The following is an 18,702-nucleotide window of genomic DNA, read 5'->3' on the forward strand; positions in this document are numbered from 1 at the left end:
TCAATATTATTCTATCATTATATGCCTGCCTCTGTCAGTACATGCTCACATGAGATTTTTTCAAGATACAGATGATATAATAGAAAAACTCTATTAAAGGTTGGTTTGAAATGAAAAAGATATCCAGAAGGCAATTTTTGAAAGGAATGTTCGGTGCTCTTGCTGCCGGGGCTTTAACGGCCTGCGGAGGTTACGGCTATGCCAGATATCTGGAGCCGCATATGATTGAGACAACCGAACACACAATAAAAAACTCTCTCATCCCGCACGGATTTGACGGTTTTAAAATCGTGCAGTTCAGTGATACACACTTAAGTGATTCTTTTACTCTAGAAGATTTAAAGACTGTTATCCTGTCAATTAATGAATGTAAACCTGATCTCATTGTTTTTACCGGTGATATCATCGATAATCCTGATACGTACCAGCAACACCAGGCAGTCATTCCATTATTGAGAAAACTACATGCGCCCTTTGGCAAGTTTTGTATTTACGGCAATCATGATCACGGAGGCTATGGAACTGCCGTTTACAAGAGCCTGATGACGGCCGGCGGTTTTACTGTATACCGCAATGGCTATCAAACATTGTCGCTTGCAGATGGCAGCGAAATCGAGATTGCATCGCTTGATGATTTAATGCTCGGAAACCCAGATTATGAAGGCATCCTCTCAAGACTAAGTGACAGACTATTTTCCATTCTGCTCGTCCATGAACCAGATGCAGCCTTGAAAACAACAGGGTATCCGGTGAATCTTCAGCTTTCTGGGCATACACACGGCGGCCAGATTCAGCTGCCTTTTTACGGACCGATTATTACGCCTCCATATGGAAAGGTCTACACAGAAGGAATGTATCAAACAGGCAGCACTCATATTTACGTAAACCGCGGCCTTGGGATGACCAGACTGCCTTTGCGGTTTCTAGCCAAACCTGAAATCACTGTCTTTACCTTAAAAAGCATAAATTAATGTAGCAGGATGGACTCCTCATCAATACTTATAAGTAAAAAAGGAGGATGAGGAAACTGCTTACGTACCAGGTGAAGCAAGGTGATACACTGAACAGCATCGCAGCTGATTTCAGAATCAGCACCGCTGCATTAATACAGGCTAATCCGTCACTGCAGGCAGGGATCACTGCGGGACAGTCCATTGTCATACCCGGCCTGCCGGACCCTAATACGATTCCGTATCATATTGCAGTCTCAATCGGAGCGAAGACCCTTACGCTGTTCCAGAATAATCAAATCATGAAAACCTATCCCATCGCCGTTGGTAAAATACTAACGCAAACGCCTACTGGCGAGTTTTACATTATTAACCGCCAGCGCAAGCCCGGCGGCCCATTTGGCGCTTATTGGCTAAGCCTTTCAAAACAGCACTATGGAATACACGGGACGAATAATCCCGCTTCGATTGGCAAGGCTGTTTCTAAAGGCTGTATTCGCATGCATAACAAAGACGTGATCGAACTCGCTTCAATTGTGCCAAACGGAACAAGAGTCACCATTAACCGGTAATGTTTTCTTATTTGTTTCAAAAACAGGCGGTTTATAATATGATAAAGTGGGACCTTTAGGGTAAGGAGCGTTTTTATGGATATATTTAAAAATCGTAATTTTGTTCGTCTATTTTTCGCAGCACTCGCTTCTCAAATGGGCACGACAGTAGGCAACATGGCATTTGCTTTTTTCTTGCTGGACCGCTTCAGCAGTCAGCCTTCATATACGACCTTGGCAGAGCTGATGTATTCTCTCCCGACCGTATTTGTATTTCTGATCGTGGGAGTCGTCGCAGACCGGTTTGACAGAAAAAAGGTAGCGGAAAACTGCGATTGGATTAGAGCAGGCCTGACTGTCGTCCTTTTTTTCACTTTATTTACCGGCAATATTCCTCTTGTTTTCTGTATTTTATTTGTCAGAAGCGCTGTAACGAAGTTTTTCTTTCCGGCAGAAAACAGTTTAGTACAAGCCATTTTGCCGAAGGAGCATTATGCGAAAGCTGCTGGGCTTAATCAGATGCTTTTTAGTATTTTTATGGTGTTCGGAGTCGGAATAGGTGCTTTTATGTACAACACAATCGGCATTGAAGGCGCCATTATTCTCGATTTTGTCAGCTTTATCATTTCCGGGCTCCTGATCCGCAGCTGCCGAATTCCGAAAGAAGCCCGGCAGCCAAACGGTGCATTCAGCTGGAGAAAAGCTTCTGTTAAAGATTCAATAAATGATTTTAGGGAAGGCATTCTCTATATTTCAAAAAACAAACTGCTGGCATCTCTGATTTTCGGTTTCTTCATTTTTGGATTTGTCAACGGAGGATTCGCCGTATTACCAATGTTTACAATGAAATACGGATTGGCGCCTGACCGTTATGAGTGGCACACGTCTGTATTTACGATCGCACTCGGGGTTGGGCTGCTGGCGGGAAGTGTAATCGGCACGATCATCTCTAGAAAAGTGAAGCCGCACTTTTTAATGTCGATACCGATTTTCATTGCAGGTTTGTTGATTTTCGTCCTCGGCTATACAAATGTTTTATGGGTCTATTACGCGGCATCCTTTGCCCTGGGAATGTGCATCGGACCGGTCAACATTGCTATCGGAGGCTGGATGCCAAAGATTGTTCACCCTAAGCTGATGGGACGTGTAAGCGGCTTGCAGGACCCTTTTATGATGTTTGCACAGTCTCTGACACTCGGCTTAGTTGCGCTGTTATTCCCTAAGTTCGTTTCAAACATTGATTATCTTTATTACGGCATGGGCGTTATCACCTTGATTGTTTTTATTTTTTATTTTGTAGCACTGCCAAAATACAGTGCACAGGCTGTGGAAGTGAATGTTCAAGAAGCATTTCAAGAGCAGCCCAAAAAGAAAGCAAGATCTGTATAATATAGGTTATAAATGCGTTTTTTTTCTCAGAAAAAAGCGCATTTTTACAATCAATATTTGCATTTCAACTTTAAAAAAGTATAATCTAATCATATAGAACTTGATAAGAGCAAAGGAGAGAAATAATGGACGACCATGCATATACGAAAGATCTGCAGCCAACCGTAGAAAATCTTTCAAAAGCAGTTTACACAGTGAACCGCCATGCAAAAACCGCCCCCAACCCTAAATACCTATATCTGCTGAAAAAACGGGCTTTGCAAAAGCTTGTCAAAGAAGGTAAAGGAAAGAAAATAGGGCTTCATTTTTCAAAAAATCCAAGGTTCAGCCAACAGCAATCGGACGTGCTTATCTCAATCGGAGACTACTATTTTCACATGCCTCCAACTAAAGAAGACTTCGAACATCTTCCGCATTTAGGTACACTTAATCAATCGTACCGAAATCCTAAAGCTCAAATGTCTTTAACAAAGGCGAAACACCTATTGCAAGAATATGTCGGCATGAAAGAAAAGCCGCTTGTGACAAATCGCCAGCAGCCAGCTTATCATAAACCCGTCTTTAAAAAACTCGGCGAGAGTTACTTTTAAAATAAAAACAGCCGTGCCCCTTCGGGCATCGGCTGTTTTTATTTATTCGATAACATACGTATCCACTTTTTTAATCAAATCACTGATCTCAGGCTTGCTGATTTGCTCATCTGCGCCAACGACTTCTCCGCGGTGACGCAAATCATCGGTAATTAACGATGAGAAAATCATAACCGGGACTTCTGAGCTTTTCGGATTTTCCTTCAACAGCTTTGTGAGCCTGTGTCCGTCCATTTTTGGCATTTCAATATCAGTGATGATCATATCAATCTGTTCTGATAAATCCGTTTCGTTTTCAGCAAGGTTCATAATGTACTCATAAGCCTCTTTTCCGTTTTCAAACGAAGAAACATTGTTGTACCCTGCTTCTTTTAACTCATCCTGCAAAAGACGCATCAAAAGCGGTGAGTCCTCTACAATGATAAGCTTTTTATCAGCTCTTCTTTGATCAAAGCCCTCGGTATGCATATTGTACGTATCCACACCTGAGTCTGATTCAATGTCATAAATAATTTTTTCATAGTCAGGCAAAAAGATCATCAAGTCTTCGAGCTTAATAATTCCGGTAAGGTGCCGCTCCATTCCTTGATTTAACGATGTCGGCTTTTCAATTGCTTCCCAGGATACTCTGTGAATTTGAGAAACAGAGCCGACATGGAAAACAATTTTCCGTTTATTAAATTCAGTCACGATATATTTCTCGTCTTTTGATCCATCAGGCTCAACTCCAAAAAATGAGAAGAGGCTGATCACAGGGAGAATTTCTCCTCTGATCTTAATCATGCCTTCTACATGCTGATGGGAGTGAGGCACTGTTGTCACCTCGACTGGCTGAATAATTTCCCTTACCTTCATGACGTTAATTCCGAAAGCATTATCGCCCACGCCAAACTTCACAATTTCTAATTCATTTGTACCAGAATCCAATAAAATCTCGTATTGTTGTAACGACACTTCAATCCCTCGCTATTCGCATTCAGTATTGTACTGTATATATCGGCGTAAATTGTAAAAAGTGAATGGCATGGCTCTTCAAAATCGGATTCGTATAGCGTCTTGCCGCGTTTCTTAAAAAAAGAAACTTTTTTCCTAATAACCATTGACTTTCCAACTAGCAGTGATAAAATAGTCAAGGATTTTTCCAAAGAAGGGTGTAAATAATGGGTACCTTAGTAATATTTAAAGTAAATGAAATGACTGTTTTAGAAGATATCAGTGAAGAGACTTACCTGGATATGAAGAAAGAATCAGCTGACCTTCAAGAAGAGCATCCCCCGTATATGATTTGGCACAAAGACCTTCATTTTGATTATGGTTATTAATGAAATCGGCACATATAAACAATAATAGAACATGATACAATAAAGACAATCAAAGCGCTGGTTGTCTTCTTTTTTCTGTAAAGAAAGGTATGTTTAGAAAAAAGGTGCATACAATCGAAATATATCGGCTAAAAAGATGACAAATGGTCAGCTAGTGGTAAAATAGGATAAACTCATTATATTTGTTAAGGTGATGAATTATGGAACATTTGCTGAATCCGAAAGCAAGAGAGATTGAAATTTCAGGAATACGCAAATTCTCAAATCTTGTAGCTCAACACGAAGATGTCATTTCACTTACAATCGGCCAGCCTGATTTTTTTACGCCGCATCATGTGAAAGCTGCCGCAAAAAAAGCCATTGATGAAAACGTGACGTCATATACTCCGAACGCCGGCTATCTTGAGCTGAGACAAGCAGTACAGATTTATATGAAGAAAAAAGCGGATTTCAACTATGATGCTGAATCTGAAATCATCATCACAACAGGCGCAAGTCAAGCCATTGATGCTGCATTCCGGACGATTTTATCGCCCGGTGATGAAGTGATTATGCCGGGCCCGATTTATCCAGGCTATGAACCTATTATCAATTTGTGCGGCGCTAAGCCTGTTATTGTTGATACCAGGTCACACGGCTTTAAGCTTACTGCCCGCCTGATTGAAGATGCTCTGACTCCTAACACCAAGTGTGTCGTGCTTCCTTATCCGTCAAATCCTACCGGTGTGACTTTATCTGATGAAGAGCTGAAAAGCATCGCCGCCCTTTTAAAAGGCAGAAATGTCTTCGTATTGTCTGATGAAATATACAGTGAATTAACATATGACAGACCGCATTACTCCATTGCTACGCATTTGCGGGATCAAACGATTGTCATTAACGGCTTGTCAAAATCACACAGCATGACTGGCTGGAGAATTGGATTTTTATTCGCGCCGAAAAACATCGCAAAGCACATTTTAAAGGTTCATCAATACAATGTGTCATGTGCGTCATCGATTTCTCAAAAAGCCGCGCTTGAAGCTGTGACAAACGGTTTTGACGACGCCCTGATTATGAGGGAACAATACAAAAAACGTCTGGACTATGTGTATGACCGCCTTGTTTCCATGGGACTTGACGTTGTCAAACCGTCAGGCGCGTTTTATATCTTCCCTTCTATTAAATCATTTGGAATGTCTTCATTTGATTTTAGTATGGCTCTTTTGGAGGATGCTGGTGTGGCACTCGTGCCGGGCAGCTCATTCTCAAAGTATGGTGAAGGATATGTGAGACTGTCTTTCGCATACTCGCTGGACACGCTAAGAGAAGGGCTGGACCGCTTAGAAATATTTGTATTAAAAAAACGGGAATCCATGCAGACGATAAACAACGGCGTTTAAGCCGTTGTTTTATTTTTTTGGAAATGAAATTTTAAACGCTGTGCCTTTTTCCGGCTGGCTGTCTACATGGATGACTCCCTGATGATTTTCAATGATATTATATGTAACCATCAGTCCAAGCCCCGTGCCTTTTTCTTTTGTCGTTAAAAATGGTTCTCCAATTCGGTTCAGCACCTTTTCCGGTATGCCTTCCCCTTCATCTTTGACAGTGACATGAACAGAATGCTCATCCTCAGTTATGATAATGTCTACTGTTCCCCCGTCAGGCATTGATTCAACCGCATTTTTAATTAAATTAATGAATACCTGCTTTAATTGATTCTGATCCCCGTTGATATAAATGCTGTCTCTTTCATAGCTGGTTCTGATAAAAATGCCATTCAAATTTGCCTGCGTTTCCAGCAGGGCCGAGACCTCACCAATTAATTTTTTCAGGTTCAAATATTCTTTAACGGCATTTTGCTGGGGTTTCGCCAGCATGAGAAGCTCACTGAGTATTAATTCAATGCGGCTGAGTTCAGAAAACACAATATCAAAGTAATGTTCATTTTCTTCCATTGTCGGTTTCATCAGCTGCAAAAATCCTTTGATCGCTGTCAGCGGGTTGCGGATCTCATGGGCGATTCCCGCCGCGAGCTGCCCTGCGATTGATAATTTTTCCGATTGCAGCATCAATTCTTCTGTTTGTTTTCTCTCAGAAATGTCCCGAAGAATGACTTGGACAGCCGCTTCACCAAAAAAGGTCGTCGGAATGCAGACCATCTCCGTATAAATGACCCTGTTCTGGAAGGTGAACCAGGATTGCTTGACAATTTCTGATTCTGTTTTTTGCTCGGCGATGTTTTGAATTCTCTCTTTTACGTCCTCATGATCGCAAGGGTGCAGCTGATCATATATGTTTTTGCCAATTAAATCCTCATAGGTAGCCGCTTCAAACAGTGAAATTCCCGACTCATTCATAAACACCCATTTTCCATTATGAATCACCGCAATGGTATCGATTGAATTTTGAATGAGCAGCTGATATCGTTCACGGCTTTTTTGCAGGATAGTTTGGAATTTTTTTCTTGAAGAGATGTCGATCAGCAGCAGCAGTTCAGCCTGCTGGTTTTTGTAGACGGTCGGGGACGCTTTCACTTCTAAATGAACAGGTGTGCCATCAAGCCTTTTCCACGTCTGTTCAATCATTCCGACTTCCATTCCTTTTTGCATTCGTATAATCCTGTTTTTCACGATATCGTGATATTCTTCTTCAATAAATTCATAGGACCATTTGCCAATAATAGCATCCTTGCTTTTCGCTCCGAGCATTGAAAGCATTGCGCTGTTTGCATAGACGATCTTGCCTTTGACACTGATGCATAGCGGACTCGGGAGATTTTCAACTAACCGCTCATAATCATCCGTTATATATGTAGTCGATTCCGGGCTTGCAGGCTCGATTTCATGTTTTTCGCAGTTTAGGGATTGATGGCCTGTTTCTTCTTCAAGAACTTTCATTTTCAAAATGATTTCCCGTTCTGTCCGCTCAGCTCTTGTCGTAACAATTTCTACCGCAGCCTCCACCCACACAATTGTATGGTCTTTTTTTATAAAACGAAAGGTACACGGCATCAGGTGATGTTCATTATAAAAATAGCTTTCAACTAAAAATTGGTCTTCCTCATGCAGGAACGTTTTGAGGAATGATCCGATCATCTCTCCTTGGAGATAGCCCAAATGCAGTTTGGAGTTGGCAGATATATAAATGATGCGTCCATTAGAGGCCAAGACTGCATGAATATCGGTTTTTGTTTGAAATGGTTTAACATGCTGCGTATCCTGTTCCACAGAATCCCTCCTTTGCATGATCATCTTATTTCACATATACAGATTGACTTTTACCTAGTATGATTCGCTAGAAAATGAGTATTCTCCTTCTATTCTTATAGTGAACGTCAATTTTTGAATAAATGAAAGGGCGCACAATCTTTCAGATGTGCACCCTCTTTTTACTTTTTATTGTGTTTCTTTTCGAGCTCTGCGTAAGCGTGAATAGCTCTTTTGGCAATGAGTTTGTTAATTGGGTCGTGGTCGTTTGCTACAGAAGGTACAACAACACTGAAAGCCACTTTTGGATTTTTCGACGGGTAATAGCCTACAAAAGTTAGGTTATATGTGCTTTTCCCCCACCAATTACGGTTCGTGCCGTAGTAAAATGTTTCGGCTGTTCCCGTTTTCCCTGATACGTCTTCTGTAAACGTATTTTTAGCTGTCCCTGAAGAAGTGACTAATTTCATACCTGTTTGCACTTGCTTCAAATCACTCTCTGAATTGTTGATCTTATTTAGTACTTTAGCTTTTCTATGTTCAATCGCCTTGCCAAGCTGGTCTTTTTTGCCTGGCTCATGAATACTTGTAACGATTCTAGGCTGAACACGATAGCCTCCATTGGCGATTACTGAGATATACTGCGCCATTTGAAGCGGTGTGTATGTATCGTATTGACCGATTGCCAAGTCTAAAATTAACCCCCCTACAGTTTCAGGCGTGGTTTGCATACCGGCTGATTCCTGCGGCAGATCAATACCTGTCTTTACGCCCAGGCCAAACTGGCTATAATAATTTCTCATTTTATTCAAATCCTTCTGATCAGCGGGCAGAGGTCCATGCGGCTTATATGTTACACCTGCAATGTGCATGGCGACATTAAACATATATACATTTGAGCTTTTTTGTAAAGCGGTTAATTCATTGATCGTTCCCATGTTGGTATAGGATTTTTTCGGTCTGTTGTTACCTGCAAAATACAGAGGTGTATCAACAAAATATTTATAATGCGGAATCCCGTCCTGATAGCCGGCAAGAACGGTGGCGCCCTTTACTGCTGAACCCATTTCATATTGGGTCGTAAATGCACCTATCGCATAATCTTGCGTTTTATTTGTTTCTAAATCTATCTTTTTTCCTGCCAACGACAAAATATCGCCGTTATTCGGGTCCATCATCACAACAAAGGCTCTGTCAAGCATATAGTTTCCGCGTGCACGGCTGTTTCTCACTTCTTCTTCAATAATCTTTTCTATCTTTGCCTGGAGCTCCATATCGAAAGAAAGCCGAAGATCGTATCCCCTGCTGCCTTTATCAATGGTTTTTTGGCTGACGACATTTCCTTTATTGTCTTCTACGTATTGCACTTTTTCTTTATGGGAATTTAAGTAGTCTTCATATTGATACTCTAAATAACTTTTCCCCACTCTGTCATTATTCGCATAGCCTCTTGTTAAGTAGAAATCTTTCCGGTCGCTCAGCAGGCCCTGTTCAGGTGTTGTGACGCCTCCGAAAACGGAATAGAGGGTTTTGTCATAAGGATATTTTCGTGTCCAATCGTTTACGATGTCAATTCCCGGAAGCTCTTCTAAATGCTCAGAAACAATTGAAATTTCATCATATGTTAAGTCATTTTTTGGTCTTTGGCTGGAGCTTTTCTTCTCATCAAGCAGCGTTCCGTTTTTTCCATTGCTGTTGCTTTCATTTGGGTTCATCGCCTTTACGATTTGAGGTTCGTAAGCATTACCGCTTGAAAACCTTGTATATATCGCAGCGATTTTCATTTCTTCGTCATTTCGCTGAATAGCCTTCAAATCTTCATCCGAAACACGCTCAATTTGGAGCTTGTAAGCCTGGGCCCCTTTCAGATTGCTTTCAGATTCCTTAAGCAGAGCGGCAGCTTTTTTCGGATGGGATGCGATCCAGTAATCACGCAAATCTCTATCCTTCAAAAATTCGGTATCAATATGAATGAAAGCAGCAAGCTTCTTCGCTGTTTTGATTTTATCCTCTGTTTTTGTGCTCGATGTTGAAACATACACAATTTCAGGCACGCTCTGGTTATCGACAGCAACTTTCTGATTTCTGTCATACATCTTCCCTCGAGGTGCGGGATAATACGCTGTTTTTGCATTTGCTATCTCAGCGTCTTCTTCATGCTGTTCGCCTTCAACAATTTGAACAACGCCAAGCTTAAAGATTAATGCAGTGAATAGAAGAAAGACAGCAAGGAAAAAAAGGTTCATTCTGATGGCTCTGTTTCCTTTGCTCTTTTTCTTTGGTTCACGTCCTATTTCAGTCACTTCTGGTTACCCCTCTCAAATCATTCAATATATTTACATATACTGAGATTAATTGTAACACCTTTGTAATAGTTGTTACAGCAAAAAGGGATAAAAAAAGCTGTCAATATAAAAGCATATTTAAATTTAACTAACGATTCAAAAAAAAGGAAGACATGTAACAGTGTGATAAAACATGATTTGCAGCTGATTCCCTTCTTTTCAAGGATTCAGCACACATTGGTTACAAAAATGACAATCTCTCTTTGTCAAAGGGAAGTGATGGATACTTTATGACAAAAAAGCTATGTTATGATTTTTTTGTAGCAACAAACAACTCTAGGAGGTTATGAACTAATGAAGAAAGCATTTATTTTATCTGCTGCCGCTGCGGTTGGATTATTCACATTCGGGGGCGTACAGCAAGCATCAGCGAAAGAACTCTCCTGCCAGCATGTGGTAAAGGTGAAAATGGGGAACACAGTGCAAAACATGTCCCTTAACGATATAGTCAAAAAACTTCATATTAAAACAAATATCAAAACATTAAACGCTGCAAATGAAAAAGAGCTTAAGCAGCTTCTTCAAAAACATGCGAAGCAATCTAACATGAACATTCAGGATGTTCAAAAGACAGAGACTGCAAAACCTGCGCAAAAAACTACAGAAAAGGCAGCTGCTGAAAAAAACACTGCTGCTAAAGCACCTGCTGCTGCTGAAAAAACAAACAAAACAACATCTGCGCCTTCATCTGTAAGCGCGTATGAGAAAAAAGTTGTTGAGCTTACAAATGCAGAAAGACAAAAACAAGGCTTAAAGCCGCTTCAAATTGATGAAACGTTAAGCAAATCTGCACGCGCAAAATCTCAAGATATGAAAGACAAGAACTATTTTGATCACCAAAGCCCGACTTACGGCTCACCGTTTGATATGATGAAATCTTTCGGTATCAGCTATAAAACAGCAGGTGAAAACATCGCTAAGGGTCAAAAAACACCAGAAGATGTAGTAAAAGCTTGGATGAACAGTGAAGGACACAGAAAAAACATTCTAAACGCTAACTTTACTCATATTGGTGTCGGTTACGTTGAGTCCGGAAGCATCTGGACACAGCAATTTATCGGAAAATAATACAAAAAAGATTGCCTGTACCGTACAGGCAATCTTTTTTCATTTCACCCAAAGCTTATATATACTTTGAGTCCCGCTGTTTTCTTCGCCTTGTGCAGCGAGCTTGTCATATAAGGATTTCGCAAGGGACAAGCCTGGCATTTCTTCTCCCATTAATTCCGCTTCCTCCAACGCAATTCCCATATCTTTAATAAAATGCTTCACATAAAAACCCGGTTCAAAGTTGTCTTGCAGCATACGGGGAGCAAGATTTGACAATGACCAGCTTCCGGCTGCGCCCGTTGTGATGCTTTTCAGGACATTTTCCGGCTGCAGGCCTGATTTTTGAGCATATGCCATCGCTTCCGCCACACCGATCATGCCGGCTGCGATTGCAATCTGATTACACATTTTGGTATGCTGTCCGCTTCCAGCCGGTCCTTGATATTGAATATTTTCTCCCATTAAAGAGAAAATCGGCATGCAGACTTCAAATGCATCTTTTTCTCCGCCAACCATAATCGCGAGTGTTCCGTTTTGTGCACCGATATCTCCGCCGGAAACAGGGGCATCTAAAGCGAACAATGCTTTTTCTTTGGCTGCTTCAGCAATCTTCTTCGCAAGCGAAGGTTTAGATGTGGTCATATCAATGAGATACGCGCCTTCTTTTGCATTTTCAATAATTCCGTTGCTTCCAAAATACACTTCTTCAACATCACTAGGGTAGCCGACCATTGTGATGATAACATCCGCTTCTTTTGAAAGATCTTTGACTGTTTCTTTCCATACTGCGCCTTTTTGCAGTATGCTGTCTGCTTTTTCTTTTGTCCGGGTGTACACCAATACAGGATGGCCGTCATTCAGAATATGTGATGCCATGCTTTTTCCCATCACTCCAAGACCGATAAAACCAATTGTTTTTTTCAAGGTCATTCCTCCCAGATGTTTCGTTTTGATTTTAGTTAAAATTTATCATATTTCCTTCATTTTCTAGACTACCATATCTATTTATCTTATAGTAACTCTTAAAATAAAAAAATCCCCAAGTTTTTGGGGATTTAATTGGATTACAATGTGAATTTCGTAATTGTGCTCATTAGCTCTTGGCTTGCATGCTTTAATGTTTCCGTTGAGTGTTTGACTTTATCAAGGGTGATCAGCTGTTCATCAGTTGATGCATTGACTTCCTCTGCTGCAGCTGCCGATTCCTGTGATATGGCTGAAATACTTTGAATCGCTTCAGAAATCGCGAGCTGCTCTTCACTCATTCTTTGAATTTCTTCGTAAATGTGATCAATGCCTTGAACCAGTGACTGCATTTCCACGGTAATCGTGTTTAATACCTCTCCAGTCTCATGAATGGCACTGTTTTGTTCATCATTCATTCTGCTTGCCTCAACCATTGCGTGAGAGGCCTCTTTCGTCTCAACCTGGATAAGCTTCACAGTCTCGCTGATATGCTTTGTAGAAAGCGCTGATTGCTCGGCAAGCTTTCTCACTTCTTCAGCTACGACGGCAAAGCCGCGTCCGCTTTCTCCGGCTCTGGCTGCCTCAATGCTGGCATTTAAAGCAAGCAAGTTCGTTTGATCAGAAATATTTGAAATAGCTGTAACGACTTCTTCGATATTCTTTGTTTGATTTTCTAAATCAAGCAGCATCGTTTCAACCTTTTTCGTTTCCGTGTTGGCTTCGTTTGACTTCATCAGCAGCTGGCCGAGCGCGTCAAGTCCTTTATAGCTTGCATTCTCAGACGATTTTGAGCGTTCTTTCATTCCGCCTGCCTCCGCAGCAATTTGTCTGATTTTAGTTGACAGACTTTCTGATTTTTCGTTAATAGTCTCTACTTCAGAAGCCTGTTCTGATGCCCCTGCGGCTACTTCTTCAATCGCTTTTGCAATTTGACCGCTTGTTTCATTTGTTTCCGCAGAGACAACTGTTAACTGCTCAGAGGTATCAGATACTTTCCCTGAAGATAGTCTCACTTGTTCAACCATATCCTTCATATTTCCAACCATCTGATTAAAATCTCTTGTTAAAATCCCGACTTCATCCTTGGATTTTGATTCAGCATGAACGGTTAAATCGCCTTCGGAAACTGCCTTCGTTTTTGCGATCAGCTGCTGTATCGGACCGGTTATCGTTTTGGCCAGGAAGTAGCTGAGAATGATCGTAGCGACAAGCGCTATCAATGATATCCAAAGATTCGCCTGATTCATTTTATCGGAAATCCACATTAATTTATCGGTATCAAATTGCGTTCCGACTTTCCAGCCCGTTTCACCAATCGTTTGGTACACAATCATTTTCCCATTTTCATCCTGTATCCCTTTTTTCTCAGATGCAATGGTTTTCAGTGTTTGATCCTTTGATATGTTTTTTCCTTGGTTTGACGGATGTGCTAAAAGATTGCCGCTCGCATCAGCTAAAAAGGCAAATCCCTTGTAGGGCACCTTTTGTTTATTGACCATGCTCTGGATGGCAGAGAGTTTCAAATCGTAGCTGGCAACCCCCATCACTTTTTGCCCGTCAAGAACCGCTTTCGATGCTGTGACAATCATATCTCCTGTCACGACATCTTGATAAGGTTCCGTCCAAACGACTTGGTCCGGGGTTTCAGCTGCAAGCTTATACCATGGTCTCGATGTCGGATCATAATCATCAGCAAAATCAGCTTTCGGATATGTAAACATTTCTTTTTTTGCGGTGCCTATGTAAGCCATCGCAACATAATCATCGTTATCTTTGATTTGTTTAATATCATCGTTAAACAGCCGAGAAGCTTCTTTACTTGGTTTTGTTACAAATGTACGAGTTAATTCCCCATTAGCCAATCTCGATAACGATATGGCATAACTCTTTAATTGCAATTCAATATTTTGTTCAAGTGACTGCGTCACGTTTTGAGTTGTATTTTTCCCATCCTCTGTAATCATCGGTTTCAGCGTCAGATAAGAAGACAGCACTAAAAGAACAACTGTGACAATTAACATGATCGAAACAAAAACAGCAATCTTTATATGAAGTTTTTTAAACAAACCAATCCCCTCCTAATTTCTATATCGGCCCTTTTGTTTGAAAGATGAATAATCAAAAAATAAATTATATGAACATTGAAATGTATTTACTGAAAATTCAGCCCTCAATATGATGAAAACAACATAAGGAGGGTGATGATCATACGAAAACACAGTACGTGCACAACGGCAGAAAATTTGAGGCTCTTCCATCAGAAACTATTCGGAGACTGACATAAAAGGGCTGATTTCTCTTCAAAAAGATTGTTTTCCTCCTCCGTTTTCTGAAGAATTGTTGTGGTCAGAGGAACAGCTTGACACCACATCAAAGCCTTTCCGGAGGGCGCTTTATGCGCGCTGGTCAATGGCTGAATTGTCGGTTCTATGACCGCCCTTATCGTACATTTTGAGCCTGAATCTTCTGACCATACATGGGCGCGCGACAGACAGCGGATCAATTAAAAATCATGATCCTCATGGAAATCCTTTATATGTAGTGGATATTTCAGTTTCTCCTCAGTATCGGAAGCTTGGAATCGGAAAATGGCTGATGAACACGATGTATGAGCTGACTGTTGACAAACGGCTCGAGCGCCTTCTAGGCGGCGGGCGTATTCCTTTTTATCATAAATACGCACACGAGATCAGCGCTGTACGATACGTTGAAGATGTGATGAATGCAGGAAAAAAAGGCCCTATGCTGTCCCTTCTCCCCCGGCGTTCACCGATTCGTCTAGTCTGCAATTATTTAGAGGATAAAGAATCATTGAATTTCGGCGTTTTAATGAAATGAAAAAATCCTTTTTATAAAAAAGCGAGCTGTTCATCATCACAGCCCGTTTAAGTGAAATATTCGATTTTCGCATTAGGGAAATAAGTATCAATATAGGATTCAAGCTTTTCCCGAAGATCATGCTCTTCATCTTTCTGATAAATATATTTCCCGATTCCGTAACGACCCCATTTATAACGCCGCTTTTCTTCATCTAATTCGAGCTTTGTCTTTGGATAATTCTTCTCAATCACTCGTTTGGCCGGCTTTGTAAAACGGTGCTGAATTAATTCAAACGTAATATCATGTCTGACATCCTGCGGCAAAGCAGCATCAAGTTTTTCAAACAAATGTCTGTATCCTTCTTCCCAGCCTTCATGAATATAAATCGGTGCAACAATAAAGCCTAGCGGATATCCTGCTTTTGCAACTTTTACTGCGGCTTCTATCCGTTTATCAAGAGGTGAGGTTCCCGGCTCAAAGTTTTTAATCACATAGTCGGCATTAATACTGAATCTGAATCTCGTTTTCCCGTTATGCTTTGCGTCTAATAGGTGATCGACATGATGAAATTTCGTTACAAATCTCAGTTTTCCGAGCTCACTTTGTCCAAAATGTTCAATGGCGTGCTTCAGCGAGTGTGTCAGATGATCAATTCCTACTATGTCTGACGTACATGAGGCTTCAAACCTTGTGAACTCTGGCGCGCGCTCCTTCATATACTTATCAGCCTGGTCTAATATCTCTTCAACGTTTACATAGGTTCTGATATACGGCTTTGACCCCATGGTTGTTTGCAGGTAGCAGTAATGGCAATGCCCCATACAGCCTGTGGCAAACGGAATGGCGTATTCAGCCGAGGGTTTGGAAGAGTCAAACTTTAATGTTTTTCTGACACCGATGACTAAAGTTGATTTCGCGTTGCGATATTGCTGAAGATGATTTTTCCCTGGAATATTACGCACCTGATTGTGGGATGTCGTTTCTCTGATTTCAATGCCCATGTTCTCAAATTTATCCTGTAATTCTTGAGCCAGCGGATATTCCAGCGCTCTCGGTTCAATATACACAAGCTGCGGAACAAATGGGTTCTGCATAATGCCACATCCTTTTCCTTTACTACCGTTACTTTTCTCATAAGACGGAAAGGATATGAGTTGTAATGATTTCCTTGTTACTCGTATGGATCGATATCAAATAGTTCTTTGTAAAGTGATTTCGCTTCTTCATAGCTTGCAAACACAGCATCATCCTCTGCAAACGGATGATAAGTTTCAAAAATAAACAGGGAAAGCTCACCTTCATGGTATGGATGGTGCATAATTTCAGCTTCCTTAATATGGGCAACATTGGCGGCGTGCGGATTTCTGTAGATCACGTACACTGTATCTCCTGCGTTAAATTGGTTTGACATACTATCCCTCCTCGCCATGTTATTGTGCCCTTCTATACCCTTGCTTATGAAAAAAACCAGACAGGCCGAAGGCCGTCTGGTTTTTGTATACATTACTTGAATGTTTCTTTTACGAACGCAACAACTTCTTCTGTCGTGCTCATAGATAAAATTTTCTCTTTGAATGACTCAGCTTCTTGTTTAGACAATTTGCTGATTTGTGTTCTTGCCGGAAGGATAGAAGTTGCGCTCATTGAGAACTCATCTAAGCCTAAGCCGAGAAGGATCGGGATCGCAATTTCGTCTCCAGCCATTTCTCCGCACATGCCAACCCATTTTCCTTCTTTGTGTGCCGCTTCAATTACGAGTGTAATCAAGCGAAGGATTGCAGGGTTGTATGGCTGATACAGATAAGATACACGCTCATTCATACGGTCAGCAGCCATTGTGTATTGAATCAAATCGTTTGTTCCAATACTGAAGAAATCAACTTCTTTAGCAAACTGATCAGCGATGACTGCAGTTGACGGAATTTCAACCATCATACCGACTTCAATATCGTCAGATACAGTCTGTCCCGCTTTGACAAGCTTTTCTTTCTCTTCAAGAAGGATCGCTTTTGCTTCTTTAAATTCGTTAACTGTCGCAATCATAGGGAACATGATTTTCAGGTTTCCGTATGTACTTGCACGAAGCAGCGCGCGAAGCTGTGTTCTGAAGATTTCTTGCTCTTCAAGGCAAAGACGAATCGCTCTGTATCCCAAGAACGGGTTCATTTCTTTAGGAAGATGCAGGTAAGGAAGCTCTTTGTCTCCGCCAATATCAAGTGTCCGCACGACAACTGATTTTCCTTCCATACGCTCAAGAACCGTTTTATATGCATCAAACTGCTCATCTTCTGTAGGCAGCTGATCTCTTCCCATGTAAAGGAATTCTGTACGGTAAAGGCCCACTGCTTCCCCGCCATTTTCAAGAACGCCTTTCACATCATCAGGAGTACCGATGTTCGCTGCAAGCTCTACATGATGTCCGTCTTTTGAGACAGTCGGTTCATTGACAAGCTTCGCCCATTCAGCTTTTTGAGCCAAATAAGCATTATGTTTTTCCTCATACTCTTTTACAGTTTCCGCAGATGGGTCGATAATGACATCGCCATTAATACCGTCAACGATAACAGTTACGCCGTTTTGGATCGTGCCTGTAGCCGCTTTCGTACCAACAACTGCAGGAATCTCAAGAGAACGCGCCATGATGGCAGAGTGAGATGTGCGTCCGCCGATATCAGTTGTGAATCCTTTTACGAACTCACGGTTTAATTGAGCTGTGTCAGACGGTGTTAAGTCTTCAGCTATAATAATAACCTCTTCTGAGATCATGCTCGGGTTTGGAATTTCGACGCCAAGCAGGTGGCCGGTTACGCGTTTTGTTACGTCGCGGATATCAGCCGCACGCTCTTTCATATATTCGTTGTCCATTGATTCAAACATAGTAACGAACATAGAAGACGTTTCTTTTAAAGCGAATTCAGCGTTCACTGAATCAGTGCTGATTTTCTCTTTCACAGGGTTTAGAAGCTCAGGGTCACTGAGAACTAAAAGGTGAGCAGAAAAAATGTCAGCTTTATCCTGACCAAGTTCTTTCAGAGCGTGCTCTTTGATTTTTTCGAGCTCTTCTTTTGAACGTGCAATCGCTTCATCAAAACGGCTTACTTCCGCTTCAGAATCAGAGATGTTTTTCTTTTCAACCGTTAAATCTGGCTCTTCAAGCCGGTACGCTTTTGCAATCGCGATGCCGGCTGAAGCGCCAATCCCTTTTAATTCTTGCATTACTCGCCGAGTCCTTCGCTTTTCATTGTTTCTTCTAAAGCGTTAAGAGCATCATTTTCGTCAGCGCCAGTAGCAGAGATTGTGATCTCAGCGCCTTTAGCGATCCCTAGAGACATAACACCCATGATAGATTTAAGGTTTACTGTTTTGCCGTTATATTCTAAATTCACGTCAGCGTCGTATTTGCTTGCAGTTTGTACAAGAACTGTCGCAGGACGAGCGTGGATTCCAGAATCTGCAGTTACTTTAAATGTTTTTTGTGCCATTTTTATCATTCTCCTTTTAACTTAAAGCTATATTACTTCACAATAT

Annotated in this window: 16 protein-coding genes and 1 pseudogene; 8 read left to right on the top strand and 9 right to left on the bottom strand. The window is 41.3% G+C overall.

Annotated features, from left to right (window positions below; genetic code table 11):
* The first annotated feature begins 110 nt into the window (after positions 1–110).
* The 4 genes from ACY3LV_RS16865 to ACY3LV_RS16880 all read left to right on the top strand — a co-directional run bounded on the left by ACY3LV_RS16865 (position 111) and on the right by ACY3LV_RS16880 (position 3,480).
* Positions 111–971, top strand: a complete 861-nt coding sequence (locus ACY3LV_RS16865; protein WP_464864197.1) for a metallophosphoesterase — start codon at positions 111–113, stop codon at positions 969–971.
* Positions 972–1,027: 56 nt separating this feature from the next.
* Complete coding sequence (locus tag ACY3LV_RS16870; RefSeq protein ID WP_333560692.1) at positions 1,028–1,522, top strand: L,D-transpeptidase family protein; 495 nt, start codon at positions 1,028–1,030, stop codon at positions 1,520–1,522.
* 75 nt (positions 1,523–1,597) lie between these two features.
* Positions 1,598–2,890, top strand: a complete 1,293-nt coding sequence (locus ACY3LV_RS16875; RefSeq protein ID WP_333560517.1) for an MFS transporter — start codon at positions 1,598–1,600, stop codon at positions 2,888–2,890.
* A gap of 125 nt (positions 2,891–3,015) precedes the next feature.
* Positions 3,016–3,480 (top strand): YkyB family protein, encoded by a 465-nt coding sequence (locus ACY3LV_RS16880; RefSeq protein ID WP_087991019.1) that lies wholly within the window; start codon positions 3,016–3,018, stop codon positions 3,478–3,480.
* Positions 3,481–3,522: 42 nt separating this feature from the next.
* Here the strand turns inward: ACY3LV_RS16880 and cheV are convergent, their stop codons facing one another.
* Positions 3,523–4,434 carry a chemotaxis protein CheV gene (gene cheV, locus ACY3LV_RS16885; RefSeq protein ID WP_087991018.1) on the bottom strand — a complete coding sequence of 304 codons (912 nt, stop codon included), beginning with the start codon at positions 4,432–4,434 and terminating at the stop codon, positions 3,523–3,525.
* 206 nt (positions 4,435–4,640) lie between these two features.
* On the opposite strand from cheV, the gene ACY3LV_RS16890 reads away from it, so the two are divergent.
* Both ACY3LV_RS16890 and ACY3LV_RS16895 read left to right on the top strand, forming a co-directional pair.
* The gene (locus tag ACY3LV_RS16890; protein ID WP_289347050.1) at positions 4,641–4,802 is read left to right on the top strand and encodes a hypothetical protein; all 162 of its coding nucleotides are present in this window, start codon (positions 4,641–4,643) and stop codon (positions 4,800–4,802) included.
* A 200-nt stretch (positions 4,803–5,002) separates the two neighbouring features.
* Positions 5,003–6,184 carry an aminotransferase A gene (locus tag ACY3LV_RS16895; RefSeq protein WP_087991016.1) on the top strand — a complete coding sequence of 394 codons (1,182 nt, stop codon included), beginning with the start codon at positions 5,003–5,005 and terminating at the stop codon, positions 6,182–6,184.
* Between the two features lie 9 nt (positions 6,185–6,193).
* On the opposite strand, the gene kinA is transcribed toward ACY3LV_RS16895, so the two are convergent.
* Positions 6,194–8,014, bottom strand: a complete 1,821-nt coding sequence (gene kinA / locus ACY3LV_RS16900; protein ID WP_202328613.1) for a sporulation histidine kinase KinA — start codon at positions 8,012–8,014, stop codon at positions 6,194–6,196.
* 161 nt (positions 8,015–8,175) lie between these two features.
* Positions 8,176–10,296 (bottom strand): penicillin-binding protein 2, encoded by a 2,121-nt coding sequence (locus ACY3LV_RS16905; protein WP_333560518.1) that lies wholly within the window; start codon positions 10,294–10,296, stop codon positions 8,176–8,178.
* Between the two features lie 336 nt (positions 10,297–10,632).
* Between ACY3LV_RS16905 and ACY3LV_RS16910 the strand changes: the two genes are divergently transcribed.
* Complete coding sequence (locus ACY3LV_RS16910; protein ID WP_333560519.1) at positions 10,633–11,406, top strand: CAP domain-containing protein; 774 nt, start codon at positions 10,633–10,635, stop codon at positions 11,404–11,406.
* 39 nt (positions 11,407–11,445) lie between these two features.
* Here ACY3LV_RS16910 and ACY3LV_RS16915 read toward each other — a convergent pair whose 3' ends face one another.
* Both ACY3LV_RS16915 and mcpC read right to left on the bottom strand, forming a co-directional pair.
* The gene (locus ACY3LV_RS16915; RefSeq protein WP_148963743.1) at positions 11,446–12,312 is read right to left on the bottom strand and encodes an NAD(P)-dependent oxidoreductase; all 867 of its coding nucleotides are present in this window, start codon (positions 12,310–12,312) and stop codon (positions 11,446–11,448) included.
* 140 nt (positions 12,313–12,452) lie between these two features.
* Positions 12,453–14,420: a methyl-accepting chemotaxis protein McpC gene (gene mcpC, locus ACY3LV_RS16920; RefSeq protein ID WP_464864198.1), complete on the bottom strand. Its 1,968-nt coding sequence runs from the start codon at positions 14,418–14,420 to the stop codon at positions 12,453–12,455.
* 158 nt (positions 14,421–14,578) lie between these two features.
* Here mcpC and ACY3LV_RS16925 point away from each other — a divergent pair.
* A pseudogene (locus ACY3LV_RS16925) lies at positions 14,579–15,192 on the top strand (GNAT family N-acetyltransferase).
* 47 nt (positions 15,193–15,239) lie between these two features.
* On the opposite strand, the gene splB reads toward ACY3LV_RS16925, so the two are convergent.
* The 4 genes from splB to ACY3LV_RS16945 all read right to left on the bottom strand — a co-directional run bounded on the left by splB (position 15,240) and on the right by ACY3LV_RS16945 (position 18,656).
* Entirely contained in the window at positions 15,240–16,268 is a 1,029-nt protein-coding gene (gene splB, locus ACY3LV_RS16930) for a spore photoproduct lyase (protein ID WP_087991012.1), read from the bottom strand.
* Between the two features lie 77 nt (positions 16,269–16,345).
* Entirely contained in the window at positions 16,346–16,585 is a 240-nt protein-coding gene (splA, locus tag ACY3LV_RS16935; protein WP_087991011.1) for a splAB operon transcriptional regulator SplA, read from the bottom strand.
* Positions 16,586–16,677: 92 nt separating this feature from the next.
* Complete coding sequence (gene ptsP / locus ACY3LV_RS16940; protein WP_087991010.1) at positions 16,678–18,390, bottom strand: phosphoenolpyruvate--protein phosphotransferase; 1,713 nt, start codon at positions 18,388–18,390, stop codon at positions 16,678–16,680.
* Positions 18,390–18,656, bottom strand: coding sequence for a phosphocarrier protein HPr (locus ACY3LV_RS16945; RefSeq protein WP_003218637.1), 267 nt, complete (start codon positions 18,654–18,656; stop codon positions 18,390–18,392). The genes ptsP and ACY3LV_RS16945 overlap by 1 nt, the downstream gene beginning before the upstream one ends.
* Positions 18,657–18,702 lie beyond the last annotated feature (46 nt).

The sequence above is a fragment of the Bacillus sp. 11C genome, from assembly GCF_055486375.1.